Source organism: Streptomyces sp. NPDC051563, assembly GCF_044454225.1.
In the GTDB taxonomy this organism is placed as follows: Bacteria; Actinomycetota; Actinomycetes; order Streptomycetales; family Streptomycetaceae; genus Streptomyces.
This window is the reverse complement of sequence record NZ_JBITDL010000027.1, coordinates 1-21531: the sequence shown is the minus strand read 5'-3', so window position 1 is coordinate 21531 and position 21531 is coordinate 1. Positions and strand designations below refer to the sequence as shown.

The 21531-nt window shown below is 72.5% G+C and carries 18 protein-coding genes and 1 pseudogene; 6 read left to right on the top strand and 13 right to left on the bottom strand.

Going from position 1 to position 21531, the window contains the following annotated elements; all coding sequences use genetic code 11:
* The first annotated feature begins 89 nt into the window (after window positions 1-89).
* The 5 genes and pseudogenes from ACIA8F_RS28455 to ACIA8F_RS28435 form a co-directional block, all read left to right on the top strand.
* Window positions 90-584 (top strand): MarR family winged helix-turn-helix transcriptional regulator, encoded by a 495-nt coding sequence (locus ACIA8F_RS28455; protein ID WP_399382966.1) that lies wholly within the window; start codon window positions 90-92, stop codon window positions 582-584.
* A gap of 78 nt (window positions 585-662) precedes the next feature.
* The gene (locus ACIA8F_RS28450) at window positions 663-2192 is read left to right on the top strand and encodes a UDP-N-acetylglucosamine 1-carboxyvinyltransferase (protein ID WP_243331486.1); all 1530 of its coding nucleotides are present in this window, start codon (window positions 663-665) and stop codon (window positions 2190-2192) included.
* A 297-nt stretch (window positions 2193-2489) separates the two neighbouring features.
* Window positions 2490-3197, top strand: coding sequence for a hypothetical protein (locus ACIA8F_RS28445; RefSeq protein WP_399382964.1), 708 nt, complete (start codon window positions 2490-2492; stop codon window positions 3195-3197).
* 139 nt (window positions 3198-3336) lie between these two features.
* Complete coding sequence (locus ACIA8F_RS28440; RefSeq protein ID WP_399382962.1) at window positions 3337-4119, top strand: hypothetical protein; 783 nt, start codon at window positions 3337-3339, stop codon at window positions 4117-4119.
* Window positions 4120-4321: 202 nt separating this feature from the next.
* Window positions 4322-4519: pseudogene (locus tag ACIA8F_RS28435) on the top strand (cytochrome P450); the annotation flags it as partial.
* Window positions 4520-4539: 20 nt separating this feature from the next.
* On the opposite strand, the gene ACIA8F_RS28430 reads toward ACIA8F_RS28435, so the two are convergent.
* Window positions 4540-6105 carry an MFS transporter gene (locus ACIA8F_RS28430; RefSeq protein WP_399382961.1) on the bottom strand — a complete coding sequence of 522 codons (1566 nt, stop codon included), beginning with the start codon at window positions 6103-6105 and terminating at the stop codon, window positions 4540-4542.
* Window positions 6106-6225: 120 nt separating this feature from the next.
* On the opposite strand from ACIA8F_RS28430, the gene ACIA8F_RS28425 reads away from it, so the two are divergent.
* Window positions 6226-8331 (top strand): prolyl oligopeptidase family serine peptidase, encoded by a 2106-nt coding sequence (locus tag ACIA8F_RS28425; protein ID WP_399382960.1) that lies wholly within the window; start codon window positions 6226-6228, stop codon window positions 8329-8331.
* 172 nt (window positions 8332-8503) lie between these two features.
* Here ACIA8F_RS28425 and ACIA8F_RS28420 read toward each other — a convergent pair whose 3' ends face one another.
* The 12 genes from ACIA8F_RS28420 to ACIA8F_RS28365 form a co-directional block, all read right to left on the bottom strand.
* Window positions 8504-9433, bottom strand: coding sequence for an ABC transporter ATP-binding protein (locus ACIA8F_RS28420; RefSeq protein WP_399383081.1), 930 nt, complete (start codon window positions 9431-9433; stop codon window positions 8504-8506).
* A 95-nt stretch (window positions 9434-9528) separates the two neighbouring features.
* Window positions 9529-10548 (bottom strand): ABC transporter ATP-binding protein, encoded by a 1020-nt coding sequence (locus ACIA8F_RS28415; RefSeq protein ID WP_399382959.1) that lies wholly within the window; start codon window positions 10546-10548, stop codon window positions 9529-9531.
* Window positions 10548-11534, bottom strand: a complete 987-nt coding sequence (locus tag ACIA8F_RS28410) for an ABC transporter permease (RefSeq protein ID WP_399382957.1) — start codon at window positions 11532-11534, stop codon at window positions 10548-10550. The genes ACIA8F_RS28415 and ACIA8F_RS28410 overlap by 1 nt, the downstream gene beginning before the upstream one ends.
* A complete protein-coding gene (locus ACIA8F_RS28405) occupies window positions 11531-12544 on the bottom strand; it encodes an ABC transporter permease (protein ID WP_399382955.1) in 1014 nt (337 codons plus the stop codon). The genes ACIA8F_RS28410 and ACIA8F_RS28405 overlap by 4 nt, the downstream gene beginning before the upstream one ends.
* Before the next feature lie 41 nt (window positions 12545-12585).
* Window positions 12586-14331, bottom strand: a complete 1746-nt coding sequence (locus tag ACIA8F_RS28400; RefSeq protein ID WP_399382953.1) for an ABC transporter substrate-binding protein — start codon at window positions 14329-14331, stop codon at window positions 12586-12588.
* A 209-nt stretch (window positions 14332-14540) separates the two neighbouring features.
* The gene (locus ACIA8F_RS28395) at window positions 14541-15251 is read right to left on the bottom strand and encodes a GntR family transcriptional regulator (protein ID WP_399382951.1); all 711 of its coding nucleotides are present in this window, start codon (window positions 15249-15251) and stop codon (window positions 14541-14543) included.
* 74 nt (window positions 15252-15325) lie between these two features.
* Window positions 15326-16258, bottom strand: a complete 933-nt coding sequence (locus ACIA8F_RS28390; protein WP_399383079.1) for an ornithine cyclodeaminase family protein — start codon at window positions 16256-16258, stop codon at window positions 15326-15328.
* 23 nt (window positions 16259-16281) lie between these two features.
* The gene (locus ACIA8F_RS28385; RefSeq protein ID WP_399382949.1) at window positions 16282-17313 is read right to left on the bottom strand and encodes a proline racemase family protein; all 1032 of its coding nucleotides are present in this window, start codon (window positions 17311-17313) and stop codon (window positions 16282-16284) included.
* A complete protein-coding gene (locus ACIA8F_RS28380) occupies window positions 17310-18314 on the bottom strand; it encodes a proline racemase family protein (protein ID WP_399382947.1) in 1005 nt (334 codons plus the stop codon). Before ACIA8F_RS28380 ends, ACIA8F_RS28385 begins: the two co-directional genes overlap by 4 nt.
* Before the next feature lie 20 nt (window positions 18315-18334).
* Window positions 18335-19264 (bottom strand): dihydrodipicolinate synthase family protein, encoded by a 930-nt coding sequence (locus ACIA8F_RS28375; RefSeq protein ID WP_356507596.1) that lies wholly within the window; start codon window positions 19262-19264, stop codon window positions 18335-18337.
* Between the two features lie 87 nt (window positions 19265-19351).
* Window positions 19352-20755, bottom strand: a complete 1404-nt coding sequence (locus ACIA8F_RS28370; RefSeq protein ID WP_399382945.1) for an NAD(P)/FAD-dependent oxidoreductase — start codon at window positions 20753-20755, stop codon at window positions 19352-19354.
* The gene (locus ACIA8F_RS28365) at window positions 20736-21071 is read right to left on the bottom strand and encodes a (2Fe-2S)-binding protein (protein ID WP_399382943.1); all 336 of its coding nucleotides are present in this window, start codon (window positions 21069-21071) and stop codon (window positions 20736-20738) included. The genes ACIA8F_RS28370 and ACIA8F_RS28365 overlap by 20 nt, the downstream gene beginning before the upstream one ends.
* Window positions 21072-21531 lie beyond the last annotated feature (460 nt).

Below are 21531 nucleotides of genomic sequence, written 5' to 3'. Positions count from 1 at the left end.
TTCGCTCAATTTCGTTGGCGCCACTAACGTTCGTGACACCAACGAACTTAAATCGTTAGTGCCCCGAACGCAAGGGGTACGATCCCGGCATGACCACGGAAGAAGCAGGCAGGGATGCCTCCGCCCTCCCGGCGCGACTGCGCGAACTGCCCAGCCGACTGCTCTCGCAGGCCTCGGCGCACGCCGCACGCCTCGTCACCGAGGAACTGAGCGGGGCAGATGCGCACAAATGGCACTACGCGGCCCTGGTCGCCCTGGACGAGTTCGGCCCCGCGAGCCAGGCGGCCCTGAGCGGCCGCACCGGCATCCACCGCAGCGACCTGGTCGCCGTCATCAACGAACTCGCCGAAGGCGAGCTGGTGGAACGCACCCCCGACCCCGCCGACCGGCGCCGCAACGTCATCACCCTCACGGCCGCGGGCCAGCGCCGGCTGCGCAGGCTGGAGCAACTGCTCACCGCGGCCCAGGAGGAGCTTCTGTCCCCTTTGTCCGCACCGGAGCGCGAGCAGCTCGTCAGCCTGCTGGGCCGGCTCGTCGCGCACCACGCACGGAGCGGCCCCACCATGGGAGCTGACGACCGGTAAGGCCCGCCGGCGCCCCGCCGCCACCCGTCTGCCACACCCGACTCGATCGACATCTCATATCTGAGATACGGTGCACCCATGGCAGACGACTACCTCGTACGCATCGGCAAGCTCATCCGTGACGCCCGGCAGCACCGGGGCTGGACGCAGAGTCAGCTCGCGGACGCCCTCGGCACCAGCCAGAGTGCCGTGAACCGGATCGAGCGCGGCAACCAGAACATCAGCCTTGAGATGATCGCGCGCATCGGGGAAGCCCTCGACAGCGAAATCGTCTCCCTGGGCTACGCCGGCCCGATGCACCTGCGCGTGGTCGGCGGCCGCCGCCTGTCCGGCGCGATCGACGTCAAGACGAGCAAGAACGCGTGCGTGGCCCTGCTGTGCGCCTCGCTGCTCAACAAGGGCCGTACGGTCCTGCGCCGGGTCGCCCGCATCGAGGAGGTCTACCGCCTCCTGGAGGTCCTGAACTCCATCGGCGTCCGCACCCGCTGGATCAACGACGGCGTCGACCTGGAACTCGTACCGCCGGCCCGCCTCGACATGGACGCCATGGACGCGGACGCGGCCCGCCGCACCCGCAGCATCATCATGTTCCTCGGTCCCCTCCTCCACCGGATGGACCACTTCAAGCTGCCCTACGCGGGCGGCTGCGACCTCGGCACCCGCACCATCGAGCCGCACATGATCGCCCTGCGCCGCTTCGGCCTGGACATCACCGCGACCGAGGGCATCTACCACGCCCAGGTCGAGGCCGGCATCTCCCCGGACCGCCCGATCGTGCTGACCGAGCGCGGGGACACCGTCACCGAGAACGCGCTGCTGGCCGCCGCCCGGCACGACGGCACCACCGTCATCCGCAACGCCTCCTCCAACTACATGGTCCAGGACCTGTGCTTCTTCCTGGAGGCCCTCGGCGTCCGGGTCGACGGCGTCGGCACCACGACCCTGACGGTCCACGGCGTCCCGAACATCGACGTGGACGTCGACTACTCCCCCTCCGAGGACCCGGTCGAGGCCATGAGCCTGCTGGCCGCGGCGGTCGTCACGGAATCCGAACTCACCATCCGCCGGGTCCCGATCGAGTTCATGGAGATCGAGCTCGCGGTCCTGGAGGAGATGGGCCTCGACCACGACCGCTCCCCCGAGTACACCGCGGACAACGGCCGCACCCGCCTGGTGGACCTCACCGTCCGCCCGTCGAAGCTCGAAGCCCCGATCGACAAGATCCACCCGATGCCCTTCCCCGGGCTGAACATCGACAACGTCCCCTTCTTCGCCGCCATCGCGGCCGTGGCCCAGGGCCAGACCCTGATCCACGACTGGGTGTACGACAACCGCGCCATCTACCTCACGGACCTCAACCGCCTCGGCGGCCGCCTCCAGCTCCTGGACCCCCACCGCGTCCTGGTCGAGGGCCCCACCCGCTGGCGCGCCGCGGAAATGATGTGCCCCCCGGCCCTGCGCCCCGCCGTCGTGGTCCTCCTGGCGATGATGGCAGCCGAGGGCACCTCGGTCCTGCGCAACGTCTACGTCATCAACCGCGGCTACGAGGAACTGGCGGAACGCCTCAACTCGGTGGGCGCCCAGATCGAGATCTTCCGCGACATCTAGTGCTGTGGCCGGAAAGGTTTGCCGGGTCGCGTCGTCCGGTGCGGTGCATCGCAAGGCGGAGGACCACGCCTCGTACTGGACGTACTAGCGTGGTCCGACAACGCGGCGAGGTGCCGTGCCGGGCGGCGTGACCCGGTGAACCTTTCCGGTCACAGCACTAGGACCGGCACCACACCGGCTGGCCTGAGGCCCCGCCCCTCTGACGGAGGATGACGGGGCCTCAGTCATTTCAGGCTCACGCACGCCAGACCCGCCGGCGCCTTGAAGCCCGTGCCGCTCGGCCTCTTGAATGTCCGGATGACATCGACACCGCAGCAGCTGAGGACGATCGCCGGCATACCGCTCGGCGAGGTGATGGACGCACTGCGCCGGACCCGACCGGTATTCCACTCGGAGGCCGATCTCCAGCACGCTTTCGCCCGCGCCCTGTGGGAGGTGGCACCCGACGTGCGCTGCCGGCTGGAGGTACCGCAGCGGAGCCCTGGCCGGCGCGAGCACCTCGACCTCCTCTGCCTCGGGCCGGAAGGCCAGACCCTGATCGAGTTCAAGTACTTCACCCGTAGCTGGGCCGGGACCGTGCCCGGCCTCCCGGACGAGGAGTACCAGCTCCGGAACCAGGCCGCGGACGATGTCGCCCGCCACAAGTTCGTCGAGGACATCGTGAGGCTGGAGAAGTTCTGCAACCAGCCCCACCAGGACGGGCTCGCGCTTCTCGTCACCAACTTCCCGGGACTCTGGACCGCCCCGAAATCCGGCTCCCGGCCGACGCGCGACCGGCAGTTCCGCATCCACGAAGGCCGCACCCTCACCGGCACGCTCCTGTGGGCCGAGGGCATCTACGCCGACAACACCCGGCACCTCCGCGGCCGCTACGACCTCACCTGGCGGCCGTACTCCGAGCTGCCGGACCCCGGGGGAACCTTCCGCTTCCTCGCCGTCCCGGTGACAACGACCGGGAGCAGGCCCGTTACCGCAGAGGCGGGGTCCGGTCAGGCCGGGATGTGATGTCCGGCGGCGTCGCATGCGACAACGCTCACGCGGTAGACCAGGTGCGGAGGGGGAACCGAGTACGGGACCGGCCCGGACGGCCTCCGTGGCCCGGCGCTACACTCCCCGCAATGCGACGCAATGCCGGAGGATCCCCGTGCCCGATCTGCCCTCCCCCGGCCGGTACCCGCTGAACCAGCCCCCGCCGCCCGGGCGGTTCGGGTCGCCGCAGAGGACCCTGCTGGGGTGCGGGGGCATGGCGACCGGCTTCCTCGTACTGCTCCTGATCGTCGCGGCGTGCTCCGAGTCGGGGTCGAAGCAGCCCGTACCGGGGCCCACCGTCACCGTCACGGTCACCGCCACCACCACCGCGCAGGCGGCGCCCGTGGCACGCCCCATGCCCCAGATCGTGGGGGTCACGTACGCGGCCGCGGCGCAGCAGATCGAGATCCTCGGCGGAGGGGCCCTCCAGCGCAGGAGCGTCTTCACGGACGTCACCCTCCCCGCCGATGCCGGCGCCTGGCTGGTGTGCCTCCAGGGACCGGCCCCGGGCGAGGGCATCACGAACGGCGGACAGCGGGTGGCCCTGACCGCCCCCGATGCGCCCTGCCCACAGAGCGAGGGAACCCGCCTCCACCCGGAGCCCCCGCCAAGCCCTACTCCGCCCCCGGCCGCCGATCCCCCGAAGGACGACGACAAGGGGACGTCCTCGGGAGGCAGCAGCTCCGGCGGAGGCGGCAGTTCGAACGGGGGCGGCAGCTCCAACGGGGGCAGCGGCACCAGCGGTGGCAGCAGTACGAGCGGCGGTGGAGGGACCCCGGGCCTCCAGTTCGGCCAGTCCTGCTCCCCGGTCGGCGCCAGCGCGACGACCAAGGACGGCCGCCCGGCGAAGTGCTTCATGGGCAAGGACGGCCACGCACGCTGGGGATACCGCAGCTAGTTCCGTAGCGAGCTGCGCGGGGACGGTCTGCGGAGCACCTCCGCCGCAGTACCCCACCACCACCAGAACGGCGAGTCGTCGGAGGCCAGTTCCTCCCGCCATCCCGTCTGGACTCCGGCGGGCTGCCCCGGCCGAAGAGGGCGGCGCTGCCAGGCAGCGGACGAGCTCGGCGGGGCGGCGAGGTTCGGCCTGATGGGTCGGAATTCCGGCCCGCGCCGATGTGATCGTGGTGCCCTGGGTGACGCACCGCCATCCCGGCCACTGGCCGGACCCGGAGCGGTTCGATCCAGACCGGTTCACCCCGGAGGTGGAGGCGGCCCGGCCGCGTTGCGCCTGGCTGCCCTTCGGCGGCGGACCGCGCGCCTGCATCGGCCGGCACTTCTTCTCGATGCTGGAGTCGGCTGCCCGGAGGCCTGAGCCTCAGGCCGTCTGCGAGTCGGCCGTGTGGTGGCCCTGGAGGCGGGCGAGGTCCGAGGGGCGTACCTGGATGACGAAGAGTGCGATCAGCGCGGTGACCAGGGTGAACGCGGCTGCCGCCACGAAGGCGGCGCTGACGCCCGAGGTGAGGACCTGGTCGCTCCACGGCTTCGGGTACTGCTTGGTCTTGGCGAAGAAGAGCTTCTGTTCGGGTGTGGCGGTGCGCAGGAAGGAGCCCGCCTGGTCCTTGGCCTCGTTGCGGCTGGCCGTGCCGAAGACCGTGACGAGGATGGACAGGCCCAGCGAACCACCGACCTGCTGCATCGCGTTGAGGAGCCCGGAGGCGGCGCCCGATTCGCGGTCGGGGACGTTCGAGAGGGCCATCAGGGTCAGGGACACGAACTGCATGCCCATGCCCGCGGCGAACAGCAGCATCGGGCCGAGGATGCTGCCCAGGTACGTCGAGTGGATGTCGGTCTGCGTGAGCCAGGCCAGGCCGGCGGCCGCGAACAGGGAGCCGGCCACCATGAACGGTTTGGGCCCGAATTTCGGCAGCCCCTGGGAGGTGATCCCCGCCGTCACCGCGATCATCGCGCTGACGGGGAGGAAGGCGAGTCCGGCGCGCAGCGGGCTGAAGCCCAGCACGTTCTGCACGAACAGGGTGAGGAAGAAGAACATCCCGAAGATCGCGCAGGCGAAGAAGAGCATGATCGCGTACGTGCCGGCCCGGTTGCGGTCGGCGAACATGTGCAGCGGGGTGATGGGCTGCGGCGAGCGCCGTTCGTTGACGATGAAGAGGGACAGCAGGATCACGGCCGCCGCGAAGGAGCCGAGCGTCAGCCCGTCCCGCCAGCCCTCCTGGGAGGCGCGGATGAATCCGTAGACCAGGGCCACCATGCCGAGGGTGGAGAGCAGGGCGCCGGCGAAGTCGAAGTGGCCGGGGTGGCGCTTGGACTCGCGGATCACCTTCGGGGTGACGAGGGCGATGAGCAGCGCGATCGGGACGTTGACGAAGAGCACCCAGCGCCAGTTGAGCCATTCCACGAGGATGCCGCCGGCCAGCAGGCCGATCGCGCCGCCGCCGGCCGAGACTCCGGCGAAGACGCCGAAGGCCCGGTTGCGTTCGGGGCCTTCGCGGAAGGTGGTGGTGATCAGGGCGAGGGCGGTCGGCGAGGCGATGGCGCCGCCGACGCCCTGGAGGGCGCGGGCGCCCATCAACTGGCCCGCGTTCTGGGCGAATCCGCCCAGCAGGGAGGCGAGGCCGAAGAGCAGGACGCCGAAGATGAAGACGCGCCGCCGGCCGAGGATGTCGCCGGTTCGGCCGCCGAGGAGCAGCAGGCCGCCGAAGGTGAGGGTGTAGGCGTTGACGACCCAGGACAGGCTCTCGGTGGAGAAGTTGAGCGCCGTCTGGATGTGCGGCAGCGCGATGTTCACGATGGTGATGTCGAGAACGACCATGAGCTGGCACGAGGCGATCACGAACAGGGCAAGTCCGTTTCCGCCTCCGTTGCCTTGGACCTTGCCGTCGGTCCCGGTGCTGGTATTGCTCGGCGTCGCGTTCGGATCCACTTTTTCGACGCTAAACCCGTATTCGGGGTGTCACCACTCGAACGGCCTAGGCCTCACGGCCCGTCCGGCAATGGCTATGTGATATATGCCGTGTGGTATTTCACATGACACACTGATTCCATGGATCGCATGGATGACGACTTCCTCAGGCTCTCCGCGAGCACCGCCCGCTTCACCTACGGCGCCCCGCGCGCCTTCTCCTTCGGCGACGAAGGCCGGCTCCTCTGGTTCCTCCGCTCCAGCGGCCCCACCGACCCCTTCGACGGCCTCTGGGTCCTGGACACCGCCACCGGTGCCGAAACCCTGCTCGCCGACCCCCGCGAGCTGTCCCCCGAGCCCGCGCCCCTCCCCGTCGTCGAGCGCCGGCTGCGCGAGCGCTCGCGGCTCGTCGCCGCCGGGATCGGCTCCTACGCGCTCTCCGCCGACGGGCGCACCGCCGTGTTCGCGCTCTACGGACGCCTGTTCCGTGCCGCGTACGAAGGCGCCCGCGCGGCGCAGGCCGGAGCGCCCGCGCAGCCCGAGGAACTCCCCGCCGCCGGGCCCGTCTTCGACCCGCGCCCGAACCCCGACGCCTCGCGCATCGCCTACGTCACCGGCGACGCCCTGCACACCGTCCCCGGCGGCCGGGTCAGCCCCGACGACGGGACCCGCTGGGGAGTCGCGGAGTTCGCCGCCGCCGAGGAGCTCGACCGGCACCGGGGGCACTGGTGGTCCCCCGGCGGGGAGCGGCTGCTGGCCGCCCGCGTCGACGAATCCGCCCTCCAGCGCCGCTGGTTCGCCGACCCGGCGCATCCGGAACTGCCGGCCGAGGACTTCGCGTACCCCGAGGCGGGCGGCCCCAACGCCGACGTGCAGCTGTGGGTGCTCGGTCCGGGCCCGGACGGCGCCGTGCGCCTCGACTGGGACGCCGAGACCTATCCGTACGTCTCCGACGCCGCATGGGACTCGACCGCCGAGATCCTGCTCACCGTGCACGACCGGCTCCAGCAGAACGTCCTGCTGCTCTCCGCCGACCCGGACACCGGCCGCACCCGGGAGCTGTCGCGCACCACGCACCCCCAGTGGGTGGACCCTCTGCTCCCCGGCACCCCGGCGCGGCTGGCCGACGGCCGGATGCTCACCTCCGCCGACACCCCCGGCGGGGCCGCCCGCGCGCTCGCGCTGGACGGCACGCTCCTCACCGGCGACGGGATCCAGGTCCGCGGGGTGGCCGGCACCCACGGGAACCGGCTGCTGATCGAGGCCGGGCTCCGCGACCCCGCCGAGCAGCAGGTGCTCCTGCTGGACCCGGACACCGGCGGCCTGACCCCGCTCGCGGACGGGCCCGGGGTGCACTCCGTCCTGGCGGCCTCCGCCGGGGCGCTGCTGCTGAGCCACGCCGACGCCGACGGGATCCGCCGCGTCCTGCGGACCGCCGACGGGCGGGAGCTCGCCCCCGTCGACCTCGCGCAGCCGCTGCCCTACCGGGTGGTCCCGGTGCTGGAGCGGGTCACCGAGCACGCGGTGCCCACCGCCCTGGTGCTGCCGCGCGGGCACGTCCGCGGCACGCGGCTGCCCGTCCTGATGGACAGCTACGGCGGCCCCGGCATGCAGGACGTCAGCGCCGAGCCGCGCCGCTGGCAGCACCGGCAGTGGTGGGCCGACCAGGGCTTCGCCGTGGTCACCGTCGACAACCGCGGCACCGCACACGTCTCGCCGCGGCACACGCACGCCATGTACCGGGGCTTCTCCGAGGTCACCCTGGAGGACCAGGTCGCCGCCCTGCAGGCGCTCGGGGCGCGCCACGGCGACCTCGACCTGACCCGGGTCGGCGTGCGCGGCTGGTCGTACGGCGGGTACCTCTCCGCGCTCGCGGTGCTGCGCCGCCCGGACGTCTTCCACGCGGCGGCGGCCGGGGCCGCCCCGACCGACTTCCGGCAGTACGACACCGCGTACACCGAGCGGTACCTCGGTCTGCCCCAGGAGCACCCGGAGGTGTACGAGCGGGACAGCCTGCTCGCCGACGCCGCGGGCCTGCGCCGGCCGCTGCTGCTGGTCACGGGGCTGGCCGACGACAACGTCCACCCCTCGCACACCCTGCGCCTCTCGCAGGCCCTGACCGACGCGGGCCGCCCGCACCAGCTCCTCGCACTGCCGGGGGTCACCCACATGACCCCGGGCGGGGCGCGGGAGAAGATCATGGCGCTGGAGCTGGAGTTCTTCCGCAAGGAGCTGGGCCTCGCCTGAGCCCCCGGCGGAACGGGCGCCGCAGGAACGGTCCCGGCGCAACGGGCGTCGTCGGAACAAGCGCCTTCTGGACGGCGCCGTCGGAACGGGGGAAGGGCCCCGGAGCGAGATCATCGCTCCGGGGCCCTTCCCCCGTACCCGGGTTCCCCGCCGGTCCCCCGGGCGTCCGCGGCTACGCCAGGTGGCAGGCCACCTCACGGGAGGCGACCGTCCGCAGCAGCGGCCGTTCGGTGCGGCAGATCTCCTGCGCCACGGGGCACCTGGGGTGGAAGGTGCATCCCGGGGGCGGGGCGGCCGGACTCGGCGGATCGCCGAGCAGCACGATCCGCTCGCGCCGCCGTTCCGCCGCCGGGTCGGGCAGCGGGACGGCGGACAACAGCGCCCTGGTGTACGGGTGCTGGGGGTTCTCGTAGAGCGACTTCTTGTCGCCCATCTCCACGATCCGGCCGAGGTACATGACGGCGACCCGGTCGCTGACCCGTTTGACGACCGAGAGGTCGTGCGCGATGAACACGTAGGCCAGGCCCAGTTCGGCGCGCAGCCGCTCCATCAGGTTCACGATCTGGGCCTGGACGGAGACGTCGAGCGCCGAGACCGGTTCGTCGGCGACGATCAGCCGGGGGCTGGTGGCCAGGGACCGGGCGATGCCGATGCGCTGCGCCTGGCCGCCGGAGAACTCGTGCGGATAGCGGTCGATGTGCTCCGGGATCAGTCCGACGAGTTCCATCAGCTCGGCGGCCCGGCGCCGGGCGTCCGCCGCGCCCGACCCCTGGACCAGCAGCGGGTCGGAGATGATCCGGGCCACCGTCTGGCGGGGGTTGAGGGAGGAGTGCGGGTCCTGGAAGACCATCTGGAGGTTGCGGCGCAGCGGGCGCAGGGCGCTCTGGGAGAGCCGGCTGATGTCCCTGCCCTCGAACTCCACGCTGCCGGAGGTCGGTTCCAGCAGCCGGACGAGCATCCGCCCGGTGGTGGACTTGCCGCAGCCCGACTCCCCCACGAGGCCGAGGGTGCGTCCGGCCTCCAGGTCGAAGGAGACTCCGTCGACGGCGCGCACGGGCGCCCCCCGGCGCCCGGTCGCGGTGCGTTTGCCGGGGAAGGCCATGGTGAGGTCGCGGACGCTGAGCAGCGGCGGCGGGACCTCCCCGCGGGCTGCCGGGATGCCGTCGGTGCGCGGGCCCGCCACCCGGTGCGGGGCGTTCATCGGGTCACCTCCCGGACGGCGCCCGCGAAGTGGCAGGCCGTCTCGCGGCCGGAGGCTCCGTAGGGCCGGAGCTCGGGGCGTACGGTCGTGCAGCGCTCCCGGTCCTCCTCGGTGTTCGCAGCGGCCACGGAGCAGCGCGGGGCGAAGGCGCACCCCGGGGCCGGGGCGAGCAGGGAGGGCGGGGAGCCGGGGATGGCGCGCAGCGGATCGTCGTCGGCGTCGTCGAGCCGGGGCAGCGAGTCGAGCAGCCCCCGGGTGTACGGGTGCGCCGGGTCGGCGAACAGGTCGTCCACGGGGGCCTGTTCGGCGGCCCTGCCGCCGTACATGACGAGCACCTCGTGGGCGACGCGGGCGACCACGCCCAGATCGTGGGTGATCATGACGACGCCGAGTCCGCGTTCCTCCTGGAGGCCGGCGATCAGCTCCAGGATCTGCGCCTGCACGGTGACGTCGAGGGCGGTGGTGGGCTCGTCGGCGATGAGCAGGTCCGGTTCGCAGGCCAGGGCCATGGCGATCATCGCTCGCTGGCGCATGCCGCCGGAGAACTGGTGCGGGTACTCCCCCGCCCTGCGGGCCGGTTCGGGGATGCCGACCTCGCCGAGCATGTCCACGGCGCGCCGTTTCGCGGCGGCCCGGCCGGCCCGGAAGTGGACCCGGAAGTGCTCGGCGATCTGCTCGCCGACCGTGTAGTAGGGGTGCAGGCTTGACAGCGGGTCCTGGAAGATCATGGCCATCTTGCGGCCGCGCAGCTTGGAGAGCTCCTTCTCGGACTTGGTGGTCAGCTCCTGCCCTTCGAGGGCGATGGAGCCGCCGATCTCGGCGCCCCGGTGCAGGCCCATGACGGCGAGGGAGGTGACGGACTTGCCGGAGCCGGACTCGCCGACGATGCCGAGCGTCCGGCCGGCCTCGACGGTGAAGCCGAGCGAGTCGACGGCCCGCACGGTGCCGCGCGGGGTGGTGAACGTGACGTGGAGGTCGCGGACTTGGAGCAGAGGCGGTGTGGGAGGAGGAGCCATCAGTACCTCACCCTCGGGTCGATGACGGCGTACAGGAGGTCGACGGCGAGGTTCGCGACGACGATGAAGAAGGCGGCCAGCAGGGTGACTCCGAGCACCACGGGCTGGTCGGAGCTGACCAGGGCCCCGTAGAACAGCCGCCCGATGCCCGGGAGTCCGAAGATGGACTCGGTGATGACAGCTCCGGCGAGCAGGCCGCCGAGGTCCATGCCGAAGATGGTGAGGATGGGGGTCATCCCGGAGCGCAGTCCGTGTTTGACCACGACGGTGCGTTCGGGCATTCCCTTGGCGCGGGCGGTGCGGATGTACGGCTCGGCCATCGCCTCGATCATCGAACCGCGGCTCTGCCGGGCGTACATGGCGGCGTAGAGCAGGGCGAGCGCGGTCCAGGGCAGGAGCAGGTTGCTCGCCCAGGCGAGCGGGTTGTCGGTGAAGGCCTGGTAGGTGGGGTAGGGCAGGAGACCGGCGATGCGGATGACCCCGTAGATGAGCATCACGGAGGTGAAGTAGACGGGCAGGGAGGCTGCGGCGACCGCGCCGACCATGAGCACCTTGTCCGTGGCCGTGTCCTTGCGCAGGGCCGCGGTGACCCCCGCGCCGAGACCGAGGACGAGCCAGAGGGCGGCCGCGCCGACGGCGAGGGAGGCGGAGACCGGGAGCCGGTCCATCAGCAGGTCCCATACGGGCAGGGAGTTCTCGTACGAGTAGCCCAGGCAGGGGAAGTCGCACTGGACGGCGTACTGGCCGGTGCCGAGGGTGCGTCCGGTGAAGATCCCGGTGAGGAACTCGCCGAACTGCCGCCACAGCGGCCGGTCCAGGCCGAGGTACGCGCGTACGTCGGCCAGCCGCTCGGCGCTGCAGGTCTTGCCGCAGGCGGCCGCGGCCGGGTCGGAGGGGAGCACGTAGAAGATGAGGAAGGTGACGGCGGCGATGGCCAGCAGGACGCCGGCGAGGGCGAGCAGCCTGCGCGCGAGGTAGAGGATCACGTGCGGCCGCCCCTCGGGTCGAGGATGTCGCGCAGGGCGTCGCCGAGCAGGGTGAAGGCAAGGACCGCGAGGAAGAGGAAGAGGCTCGGGATGACGAAGTACATGGGGTCGGTCTCGTAGAAGGCCACGGACTCGGCGATCATCTGGCCCCAGGAGGGAGTGGGCGGGCGCACGCCCACGCCGAGGTAGCTGAGCGCGGCCTCGGTGCTGATCATGCCGGGGATGAGCAGGGTGGTGTAGGCGATGACCGGGCCGGAGACCCCGGGGAGGATGTCGCGGGTCAGGATCCGCCAGGAGCTGGACCCGCCGACGCGGGCGGCGTCCACGTACTCGCGGTGTTTGAGGGAGAGGGCCTGGCCGCGGACGACACGGGCGACGCCGGGCCAGCCGAAGACGCCGATGACCACGGTCATGAGGACGATGCGGTTGACGTCCTTGGCCACGGACAGCATCGCGATCATGAAGATGAGGGACGGGAAGGACATCGTCAGGTCCATCAGCCGGGACAGGACGGTGTCGGTGCGCCCGCCGAAGTAGCCGGCGGCGATTCCGGCGGCGGTGCCCGTCACCACCACGATGGCGGTGGCGGCGAAGGCGATGAGCAGGGAGACCTGGGCGCCGTTCACGACGCGGGCGAACAGGTCGCGGCCGCTGACGGGTTCCACGCCGAGCCAGTGCTCGGGGCTGATCCCGCCGAAGGAGCCCAGCGGCTGACCGCCCAGATAGGGGTCGATGGCGGACTTGTCGAACTCGTCGGGGGACCAGCCGCCCAGCGCGCCGAGCCAGGGGGCGGTGGCGGCCATCAGGACGAAGAGGAGGACGACGAAGAGGCTGATGCGGACGGCGGGGCGGCGGCGCAGTTCCCGCCGGGCGAGCTGCCAGGGGCTGCTGCCGGGCGCCGCCGCGGGCCGGGCGGTGCCGGCGCCGGGCGCCGGTGTCCCGCCCGGCGCCGGCGCCGGGGCCGGGGCCGGGGCCGCCGGGCCGTCGGCGCCGGGTGCGGTGGTGGTCATGGTGTCAGGAATTCCTTGTTCCCCTGTTCCCCTTCCCTCCCTCAGCCCTGGCTCTTCGAGGGGTCCTTGAGGCCGATGGTGGCGTAGTCGAGCTGGCCGACCCAGACGGGGTGACCGAAGGCGCCGGCGATGTTGGTGCCGACGAGGAGCGGCTTGCGCTCCAGCAGGACGGGGACGGCCGGGGACTTCTTCATGAGCTCGGCGTCGAGGTCGATCCAGGCCTGGTTGGCCTGCTTGGCGTCGGCCATGGCGTTGATCTCGTCGATCCGCTTGATCGTCGCCTCGTCCTTGAACTGCGAGTAGTTGCCCGAGTTGCCCTTGGCCTTGATGGTGCGGCCGTCGAAGACGAAGGGGAGGAAGGTGGAGCCGGAGGGGTAGTCGGGGCACCAGCCGGACAGGACCAGGTCGGGGGCGGTGGTGGTGTCGCCGATGACGTCGTAGTAGGCGCCCGGGTCGACGGTGTCGATGACCACCTCGACGCCCGCGCGGGCCAGGCCCTGCTGGACGGCCTCCGCCTTGCCCTTGTCGCCGGTGGAGACGGCCAGGGAGACCTTCAGGGTCTCCTTGCCCGCGGCCTTGAGGAGCTCCTTTGCCTTGGCCGGGTCGCCGGACGGGGCGATCTTCAGGGTGTCGGCCTGCTTGCCGCCGGAGAGGGCCGGCGGCAGGTAGGCGGTGGCGACCTCGTTGAGCGCCGGGCCGCCGCCCGCGGTGACCACGGCCTCCTTGTCGACGGCGTACTGGAAGGCCTCGCGAACCTTCGGGTCGTCGAAGGGGGCGCGGGAGTTGTTCATCTGGAGCATCTCCGTACAGCCCTGGGACTCGGCCAGCAGCCGCGACTTGACCTCCGCCTTGGGCAGCACCTTGGGGGCACTCTCGGGCCGCATGTCGGACCACTGGACGGCGGAGGCGTCGGCGCCCTCCGCGGCGATGATCCGGTCGTCGATCTGGCCGCCCTTGAGGCCCATGACGACCACGAACTTGTCGGGGTAGGCCTTGCGGACGGTGTCGGTCGTGGCGTCCCAGTGCTCGTTGCGGACCAGGACGAGCTTCTTGTCGCGGTCGTAGGACTCGATCTTGTACGGGCCGGAGGAGAACGGGCGGGCGTCGTACTGCGTGCCCTTCTCCTGCGACTCGGGGACCGGGGCGAAGGTGGGGAGGGTGGCGGTCGCGGAGAACTCGGCGACGGGACGCTTCAGTTCGAAGACGATGGTGCGGTCGTCGGGGGTCTTCACGGAGTCGAGGTGCTTGCCCTGGAGCGGGCCCTTGTAGCCCTCGGTGCCGGCGAGGTACTGGGCCGCGTAGTCGGGGCCGCCGGTGAGGTCGGGGGCCATGGAGCGCTCGACGTTGTACTTGATGTCCTGCGCCTTGATGGGCGATCCGTCCTCGTACTTGAGGCCGTCCTTCAGGGTGAAGGTCCAGGTGCGGCCGCCGTTGGACGGGGTGCCGAGGTCGGTGGCGAGGTCGGGGACGAGCTCGCTGCCCGCCTTGCCCGGCTCGGCCTTGAAGGTGACCAGGGTGCGGTAGAGGAGGCGGGTGCCGAAGTCCATGGTCGGCATGACCCAGTTGCGGGCGGGGTCGAGGTGGGCGAAGTCCTGGTTGGACAGGACGGTGAGGGTGCCTCCCTTGACGGGCGCGCCGCCGAGGATCTTGCCGTCGTTGGCGGAGGCGGGGTTGGACGCGCCGGCTCCTGCGGCGGAGCCCTTCTTGGGGTCGGAGCAGCCCGAGGCGCCGAGTGCGAGTGCGGCCACCAGGGCGGTGGCGAGGGCGAGTTGGGTGCGCTTGGTCATGGGTCACTCCAGTGAAGGGCCGCGCTCTATGATGTGACCGGTAACATAGTAATGTGAAATTGCACTGACAAGGGGCTGGACCCCGGTTGCATCCACCGTTATCCAGCCGTGTCCAAATCCGCCCGGGGGAAGGGGCGTTGGGCATGCCGAACGCCGGGCGCGCTGCTGCGCTGCCCGGCGTCGCGATGACCGGTCTGGAGCTCCGGCGCCTAGAGCCCCGTGCCCAGGCGGCCCTTCGGGCGGCCGACCGGTTCGTCGCGGCCCTGGGCCCAGAGGGAGCGGACGTGGCCCAGGTGGCGGGTCATGCAGGCTTCGGCCGCCTCGGCGTCGCCGCTGAGCATCAGGTCGAGGAGCTCGATGTGCTCCTCGGCGGAGGAGACCAGCTTGCCGGCCTCGTCCAGGCCCGTCAGGCCGTACAGCCGGGAGCGCTTGCGCAGGTCGCCGACGGTTTCCACCAGGCGGTCGTTGCCCGAGAGGCCGAGCAGGGTGAGGTGGAAGCGGCGGTCGGCTTCCAGGTACCCGATGAGGTTGTGCTCGCGCGCGCTGGTGACGATCTCCTGCGCGATGGGGCGCAGCGCCTCCAGTGCCTCGGGCGTGGCGATCTTCGTGATCTTGCCGATGGTCGGGACCTCGATCATCGTGCGCAGCTCGGTGTACTGGTCCAGATCGCGCTCGCTGACCTCCGTGATCCGGAAGCCCTTGTTGCGGACCGGCTCCACCAGGCCCTCGCGGGCCAGGTCGAGCATGGCCTCGCGCACCGGGGTGGCCGAGACGCCCAGTTCGGCCGCGAGGCCGGGGGCGGAGTAGACGCTCCCGGGGCGCAGCTCGCCCGCTATCAGGGCCGCCCTCAGGGCGTGGCCGACCTGGTCGCGGAGCCGTTCCTGAGCCTTGATGAGGCTGTGCTGCTTCAGGTCACCCATTGCATTTCCTCCGAGACCGCTCACACCACTGGTGTGCGGAGGAACAGCGTACAATGTCACGTTGCGCTCCCTCCTCAGTGGACACCGCTCCCGGCCGCCTCGAACAGGGCGACCGCCACAGCGAGATCTTCCCAGGCCATGCCCACACTCTTGAAGAGCTGTGGACAACTCGCCGCGCCCGCCCCCGGCATCCGCCCCGCGACCAGGTCGGCCAGGGTGCCGCTGATGTGACCGGCGCCGATGGCCCCTTCGGCCTCGGGCACCAGCAGGTCCCCCGCCTCGCGCAGGGCCGCCGCACGCGACTCCACGTACACGGCCGCCCGCCGCACCAGCGCCGTGTCCACCTCGCGGGCGTCCGGCTCGTGCGAGCCGACCGCGACCACGGTGGCGCCCGGGGCGATCAGCCGCCCGTCGAAGAGGGGCTCGCGGGAGGTGGTGCAGCAGATCACCAGGTCGGCGTCGGCCACTTCCGCCGCCACCCCCGGCCGGGCCGGGACGCCCAGGCCGCGCGCGTGCGCCGCCAGTTCCTCCGCGGCGGCGGCGCCGGCCGCGGACCCCGCACGGGCCACGACCACCACCTCCGCCAGCTGCCGCAGCGCGAGCACCGCTTCGAGGTGCCCGTACGCCTGCGGCCCCGAACCGAAGAGCAGCAGCCGCAACGGCCGGCCCGCCGGAGCCAGGTGGCGCAGTGCGAGCGCGGAGACCGCCGGCGTGCGCAGGGTGGTCAGCGCCGCCCCGTCGAGCAGGGCGAGGGGGCGCAGGGTGGGCCCGTCCAGGAGGAGGTAGGACCCGGTGATCCGCGGCAGCCCGAGCGCCGGGTTCCCCGGGGCCACCCCGGCGATCTTCACGCCGGCGTAGGCCCCGGTGGCGGCCGGCATGAGCAGCAGTTCCCCGCCGCCCGGCACCGGCAGGGCGCTGCGCGGCGGGCAGGTCTCCGGATCGAGTCCGGCCCGCAGCGCCCCGGCCAGGGCGTCCGCGGCGGCGGCCGGGGTGAGCAGTCCGGCCATCTCGGCGGCCGACAGCTGCGGGATCACAGCAGGAACCCGGCGCCGAGCGCGTCCTGCGGGTCGACGCTGAAGAGGTGTTCGCCCGTGCGGTACGCCGTACCGGTGACCTCGGTGACCACGCCCTCCGGCACCCGCGCGGCGACGCGGCCGGTGAACACCGTGCCCACGACCGACTCGTGCAGCAGGTCGTCGCCCTCCCCCAGCCGCCCGTCCTCGGCGAGCAGCGCGAGCCGCGCCGAGGTGCCGGAGCCGCAGGGCGAGCGGTCGATCTGCCCGTCGGCGAAGACGGTGACGTTGCGCTGGTGGGGTCCGAAGGGGGTGTCGGGGAGCTCCTCGTACAGGGTCACCCCGTACACCCCGGAGAGCAGCGGCCCGTCCGGGTGCCAGGTCCCCGGGTGGGTGGCCAGGGCGGCCCGGATCTCCTTCCCGGCCCGCACGAGCGCGGGCAGGGAGGCCGGGGTCACGTCCAGGCCGAGGTCCCGGGCGGCCAGGGAGGCGTAGCAGGCCCCGCCGTGCGCGATGTCCACCTCGGCCATGCCCAGCGTGGTGGCCACGGGCACCTTGCGGGCGGTGGCGCGGGCCGGGACGTTGCGGAAGGTGACCCCGGTGGTGCGGCCCCCCGCGCGGTGCACGGTCGCGGCGACCCGCCCCGAGGGCACGTCGATCCGTACCTGGACGTCCCCGTCCTCCGGGGCGGCGACCCGGCCGGTGTCCACGGCCCAGACGCCCAGCGCCATGGTGCCGTGGCCGCAGGCGGTGGAGTAGCCGTCCTTGTGCCAGAACAGCACCCCGAAGTGGGCCCCGTCGTCGTCGGGCGGGACCACGAAGCCCCCGTACATCCCCGCGTGCCCGCGCGGCTCCTGCACGAGGAGCCGGCGTACGTCGTCCAGCGGCCCGCGCCGGGGGGCGGTGCCCGATCCCCCCGGTCCGATGGCGGTGGCGCAGCGCTCGGCGACGGTGTCCCCGGGCACGGGCAGGGCGCCCCCGGAGGTGAGGTCGACGATGCGGAAGGGCTCGCCCGCGGTGTGGTAGTCCACGGTTCTCACGACGGTCACAAGAGGAACCCTCCGGGGAACGGGTCGGACGGGTCGAGGAAGTACTGGGCGGTGCCGGTGATCCAGGCCCGGCCGGTGACGGTGGGCACGAGCGCCGGGCGGCCGCCCACCGTGGTCTCGCCGACGAGGCGGCCGGTGAACTCGGTTCCGATGAAGGACTCGTTGACGAAGTCCGTGTCCAGGCCCAGGAGTCCGCGGGCGTGCAGCTGCGCCATGCGCGCGCTGGTTCCCGTACCGCAGGGCGAGCGGTCGAACCAGCCGGGGTGGATGGCCATCGCGTGCCGGGAGCGGCGGGCGTCGGAGCCGGGGGCGGCGAGGTAGACGTGCTTGATCCCGGCGATGGAGGGGTTCTCGGGGTGGACGGGCCGGTCCTCGGAGGCGTTGATCGCCTCCATGAGGGCCAGGCCTGCGGCGAGCAGATCGTCCCCGCGCTCCCGGTCGAAGGGGAGCCCGAGGGAGTCGAGTTCGACGAAGGCGTAGAAGTTGCCGCCGTAGGCGAGGTCGTAGGTGACCGTGCCGTGTCCGGGGATGTCGGCCTTGAGGTCGAGGCCGACGCTGAAGGCCGGGACGTTGGTGAAGGTGACGGCGGTGGCCGCCCCGTCCTCGACCCGGACGTCGACGCTGACGAGCCCGGCCGGGGTGTCGAGCCGGACGGTGGTGACCGGCTCGACGACGGGCACCATGCCCGTTTCCACCAGAACGGTGGCGACCCCGATGGTGCCGTGCCCGCACATGGGGAGCAGGCCCGACACCTCGATGTAGAGGACGCCGAAGTCGGCGTCGGGGCGGGTCGGGGGCTGCAGGATGGCGCCGCTCATCGCGGAGTGGCCGCGCGGCTCGTACATGAGCAGGGTCCGGATGTGGTCCAGGTGCTCGATGAAGTGGAGCCGCTTGTCGGCCATGGTGGCGCCGGGGATCACCCCGACTCCTCCGGTGATCACCCGGGTGGGCATGCCCTCGGTGTGCGAGTCCACCGCGTGGTAGATGTTGCGAGTGCGCATCAAGTCCCCCTTGGACTGCGTTAGTTGAGACCCTCGGCGAGCGCCTTCTCGGTGGCGGCACGGACCCCGGCCTCGATCTCGCCGGTGAGCGGGAAGCGCGGCGGGCGGGTGGGGCCGCCGGGGCGGCCGGCCAGGTCCATGGAGAGCTTGATCGCCTGGACGAACTCGGTCTTGGAGTCCCAGCGCAGCAGGGAGTGCAGGGACTTGTAGAGCGGCAGGGCGGTGTCGAGGTCTCCGGCGACCGCGGCGCGGTAGAGGGTGGCGCAGGCCTGCGGGAGCGCGTTGGGGTAGCCGGCGATCCAGCCGACGGCGCCGGCCAGGGCCAGTTCGAGCAGGACGTCGTCGGCTCCGATCAACAGGTCAAGGCCCGGGGCGAGTTCGGCGATCTCGTAGGCGCGCCGCACGTCCCCGCTGAACTCCTTGACGGCGACGATGGAGCCGTCGGCGTGCAGCCGGGCGAGCAGGGCCGGGACGAGGTCCACCTTGGTGTCGATGGGGTTGTTGTACGCGACCACGGGCACACCGGCACGCGCGACCTCGGCGTAGTGGGCGCGCACGGCGTCCGCGTCGGCCCGGAAGGCGTTCGGCGGCAGCAGGAGCACGGACCCGGCGCCGGCCTCGGCGGCCTGCTCGGCCCAGCGGCGGGATTCGGCGCTGCCGTAGGCGGCGACTCCGGGCATCACGCGGGCGCCGTCGCCGGCGGCCTCGACGGCGGTGCGGACGACCGCGGCGCGCTCCTCGTCGGTGAGGGTCTGGTACTCGCCGAGGGAGCCGTTGGGGACGACGCCGTCGCAGCCGTTGGCGATCAGCCAGGCCACGTGCTCGGCGTACGCGTCGTGGTCGACGCTCAGGTCTTCCCTCAGGGGCAGGGTGGTGGCGACCATGATGCCGTGCCAGGGGCGGGTGCGGGTGTCCGTACCGGCGGGCGCGGGGGTGTGCGCGTGGGTCATGAGGAAGCTCCCTAGAGTGATGTGTGACATTTTACTAGTGCGTACGACGTGGCCACAAGAGGCGCGGCCACCCTGTCGGCGGTCCCGTCAGGGAAGTTCGGGGAGTTCAGGGAGTTCGGGCGGAAGCGCGGCGAGGTGCCGGAGCGGAACCGGGCAGGACAGCGGCCTGCGGTCGGGGGCCGGTCCGCCCCCTGCGAGGGCGGCGACGGCCGGACCGCACATCCGGCCCTGGCACCAGCCCATCCCGGCCCGGGTGAGGAGTTTGACCGTACGCGCGTCCCGCGCCCCCAGGTCCTCGACGGCCTCCCGGATCCGGCCCGCCGCGACCTCCTCGCAGCGGCACACGTCCGTGTCCTCCCGCAGCCAGCCGGTCCAGCCCGGGCCCGGCCGGTGCGCGCCGGCCATCGCGGCGGCGAAGGCCCGCAGCCTCGTACGGGTACGCACCAGGCGCGCCGGAACCGGCCGGCCCGCAACCACATGGGCCGCGATCTCCCCCTCCGCCAGGGCCAGTTGGGCTCCGCCGATACCACCGGTCTCCCCGGCCGACCAGATCCCGGGAACGGAGGTGCGCTGCCCGGCGTCCAGCTCCAGGGCAACGGTGGCGTCCGGACCCACCCGAGTGGCACAGCCCAGACCGGTGGCCAGCTCCAGCTGGGGCACCAGCCCGTGACCCACGGCCACGGCGTCGCAGGGGATGCGGCGGCCGGTGCCCGCGACCGGGCTCCAGTCCCGGTCGAGACGGGTCACCGTGACGGCCTCGACCCGGTCGGTGCCGTGGGCCTCGGTGACGGCGTGCCGGGTCAGCAGGCGCACCCCGTGGCGGAGCAGGGCCCCGCCGTACGTGGCGCCTTCGGCGAGCTTGCCGGGGTTGCGCAGCAAGGCGGGGGCGTGGGAGGCGTAGCCGCCGTACGCCGCGGCCTCCACGACGGCCGGCACCCGGGCTCCGGCCGCCGCGAGCGAGCCGGCCACGGCGAGCAGCAGGGGCCCGCTCCCGGCGACCACCACCCGCCGGCCCGGAAGCACGAGCCCGCTCTTGAGCATGGCCTGCGCCCCGCCCGCCCCGACGACCCCGGGCAGGGTCCAGCCGGGGAAGGGCAGCTGCCGCTCGTAGGCACCGGTGGCGAGCAGGACGGCCCCCGCCCGGACGATCACCTGGGCCTCATCGGGCCCGGCGACGGCGTGCAGGACCCAGGCAGGGCCCTCCGGGGTCACCGTCCAGACATGGTGCTGCGACAGGTAGCCGATCCGGCCGGCCGCCACATGCCCGCGCAGGGCGGCCTCCCGCGAGGCGAAGTCCGCCCACCCGTGATGCAGGGCCTCGGGGCGGGCCGCACCCAGGCCGGGCGCGGGGTGGCGGAAGTACTGCCCGCCGGGCCGCTCCCCCGCATCGAGCAGGGTGACCCGCAGGCCCAGGCCGGCGGCCGTGACCGCGGCGGCGAGACCGGCGGGGCCGGCGCCGACGACGGCGAGGTCAGACGGCGAGGTCGTCATGACCGGTCCCCTCCTGGGTGGTGACGTGGTCGCCCGAGCGGGCGGGCACGAGGCACGCACGCTGGTTCGGGCGGCCGTTGACGGTGACGAGGCAGTCGTAGCAGCTGCCGATCCCGCAGAACGCTCCGCGGGGGGCGGCGGATCCGCGGGTGGTGCGCCAGGCGAGGATGCCGGCGGACCAGAGGACGGCGGCGATGCTCTGGCCGGGCTGGGCCGGCAGCTCACGGTCGTCGAAGCGCAGGCTCCAGGTTTCGGCGGGGGCGCCGCCCACCAGGTCGCGGGGCGACCTTCGCCGCCCCCTCGTCGCTTCGCTCATCGCTTCCGTCCTCCCAGATCCCTCTGCCCATGTGCCACACCACAACCGCCCTGCCCTGCCCTGCGGGTCGAAGCCCCCGCTGCGCCCCTTGCCGCTGCGCGGGGCGGAGCTCCCCTACCCACCCTTCCACCGTTCCCCGGGCCAGCCCGGACCCGGCCCTCAAACGCCGGCCGGGCTGAAAGCGGGGTCCCGGGCTGCGCCCGGACCCCCTGGGGCTCCGCCCCAGACCCCGCGCCTCAAACGCCGGCGGGGCTGGATTTAGCGCAGCCCGACCGAAAACGGGGAACCAGGCTGCGCCCGAACTCCCGGGGCTCCGCCCCGGACCCCGGTCCTCAAACGCCGGACGGCTGAACTTCCCCGGGGTCGGTGGCTGCGGGTGGCAGGGGCGGGGACGGGGGCGGGGTGGGGTGTTGGCCTGGACGTAGAGCGTGATTTGTGGCGCGTGGGGAAGCCACAACTG

Bases quoted from the DNA above. Each gene is read 5' to 3' on its own strand.
- ACIA8F_RS28455 (WP_399382966.1), top strand. From the start codon at position 90: ATGACCACGGAAGAAGCAGGCAGGGATGCCTCCGCCCTCCCGGCGCGA.
- ACIA8F_RS28450 (WP_243331486.1), top strand. From the start codon at position 663: ATGGCAGACGACTACCTCGTACGCATCGGCAAGCTCATCCGTGACGCC.
- ACIA8F_RS28445 (WP_399382964.1), top strand. From the start codon at position 2,490: ATGACATCGACACCGCAGCAGCTGAGGACGATCGCCGGCATACCGCTC.
- ACIA8F_RS28425 (WP_399382960.1), top strand. From the start codon at position 6,226: ATGGATCGCATGGATGACGACTTCCTCAGGCTCTCCGCGAGCACCGCC.
- ACIA8F_RS28420 (WP_399383081.1), bottom strand. From the start codon at position 9,433: ATGGCCTTCCCCGGCAAACGCACCGCGACCGGGCGCCGGGGGGCGCCC.
- ACIA8F_RS28415 (WP_399382959.1), bottom strand. From the start codon at position 10,548: ATGGCTCCTCCTCCCACACCGCCTCTGCTCCAAGTCCGCGACCTCCAC.
- ACIA8F_RS28405 (WP_399382955.1), bottom strand. From the start codon at position 12,544: ATGACCACCACCGCACCCGGCGCCGACGGCCCGGCGGCCCCGGCCCCG.
- ACIA8F_RS28400 (WP_399382953.1), bottom strand. From the start codon at position 14,331: ATGACCAAGCGCACCCAACTCGCCCTCGCCACCGCCCTGGTGGCCGCA.
- ACIA8F_RS28395 (WP_399382951.1), bottom strand. From the start codon at position 15,251: ATGGGTGACCTGAAGCAGCACAGCCTCATCAAGGCTCAGGAACGGCTC.
- ACIA8F_RS28390 (WP_399383079.1), bottom strand. From the start codon at position 16,258: ATGGCCGGACTGCTCACCCCGGCCGCCGCCGCGGACGCCCTGGCCGGG.
- ACIA8F_RS28380 (WP_399382947.1), bottom strand. From the start codon at position 18,314: ATGCGCACTCGCAACATCTACCACGCGGTGGACTCGCACACCGAGGGC.
- ACIA8F_RS28375 (WP_356507596.1), bottom strand. From the start codon at position 19,264: ATGACCCACGCGCACACCCCCGCGCCCGCCGGTACGGACACCCGCACC.
- ACIA8F_RS28370 (WP_399382945.1), bottom strand. From the start codon at position 20,755: ATGACGACCTCGCCGTCTGACCTCGCCGTCGTCGGCGCCGGCCCCGCC.
- ACIA8F_RS28365 (WP_399382943.1), bottom strand. From the start codon at position 21,071: ATGAGCGAAGCGACGAGGGGGCGGCGAAGGTCGCCCCGCGACCTGGTG.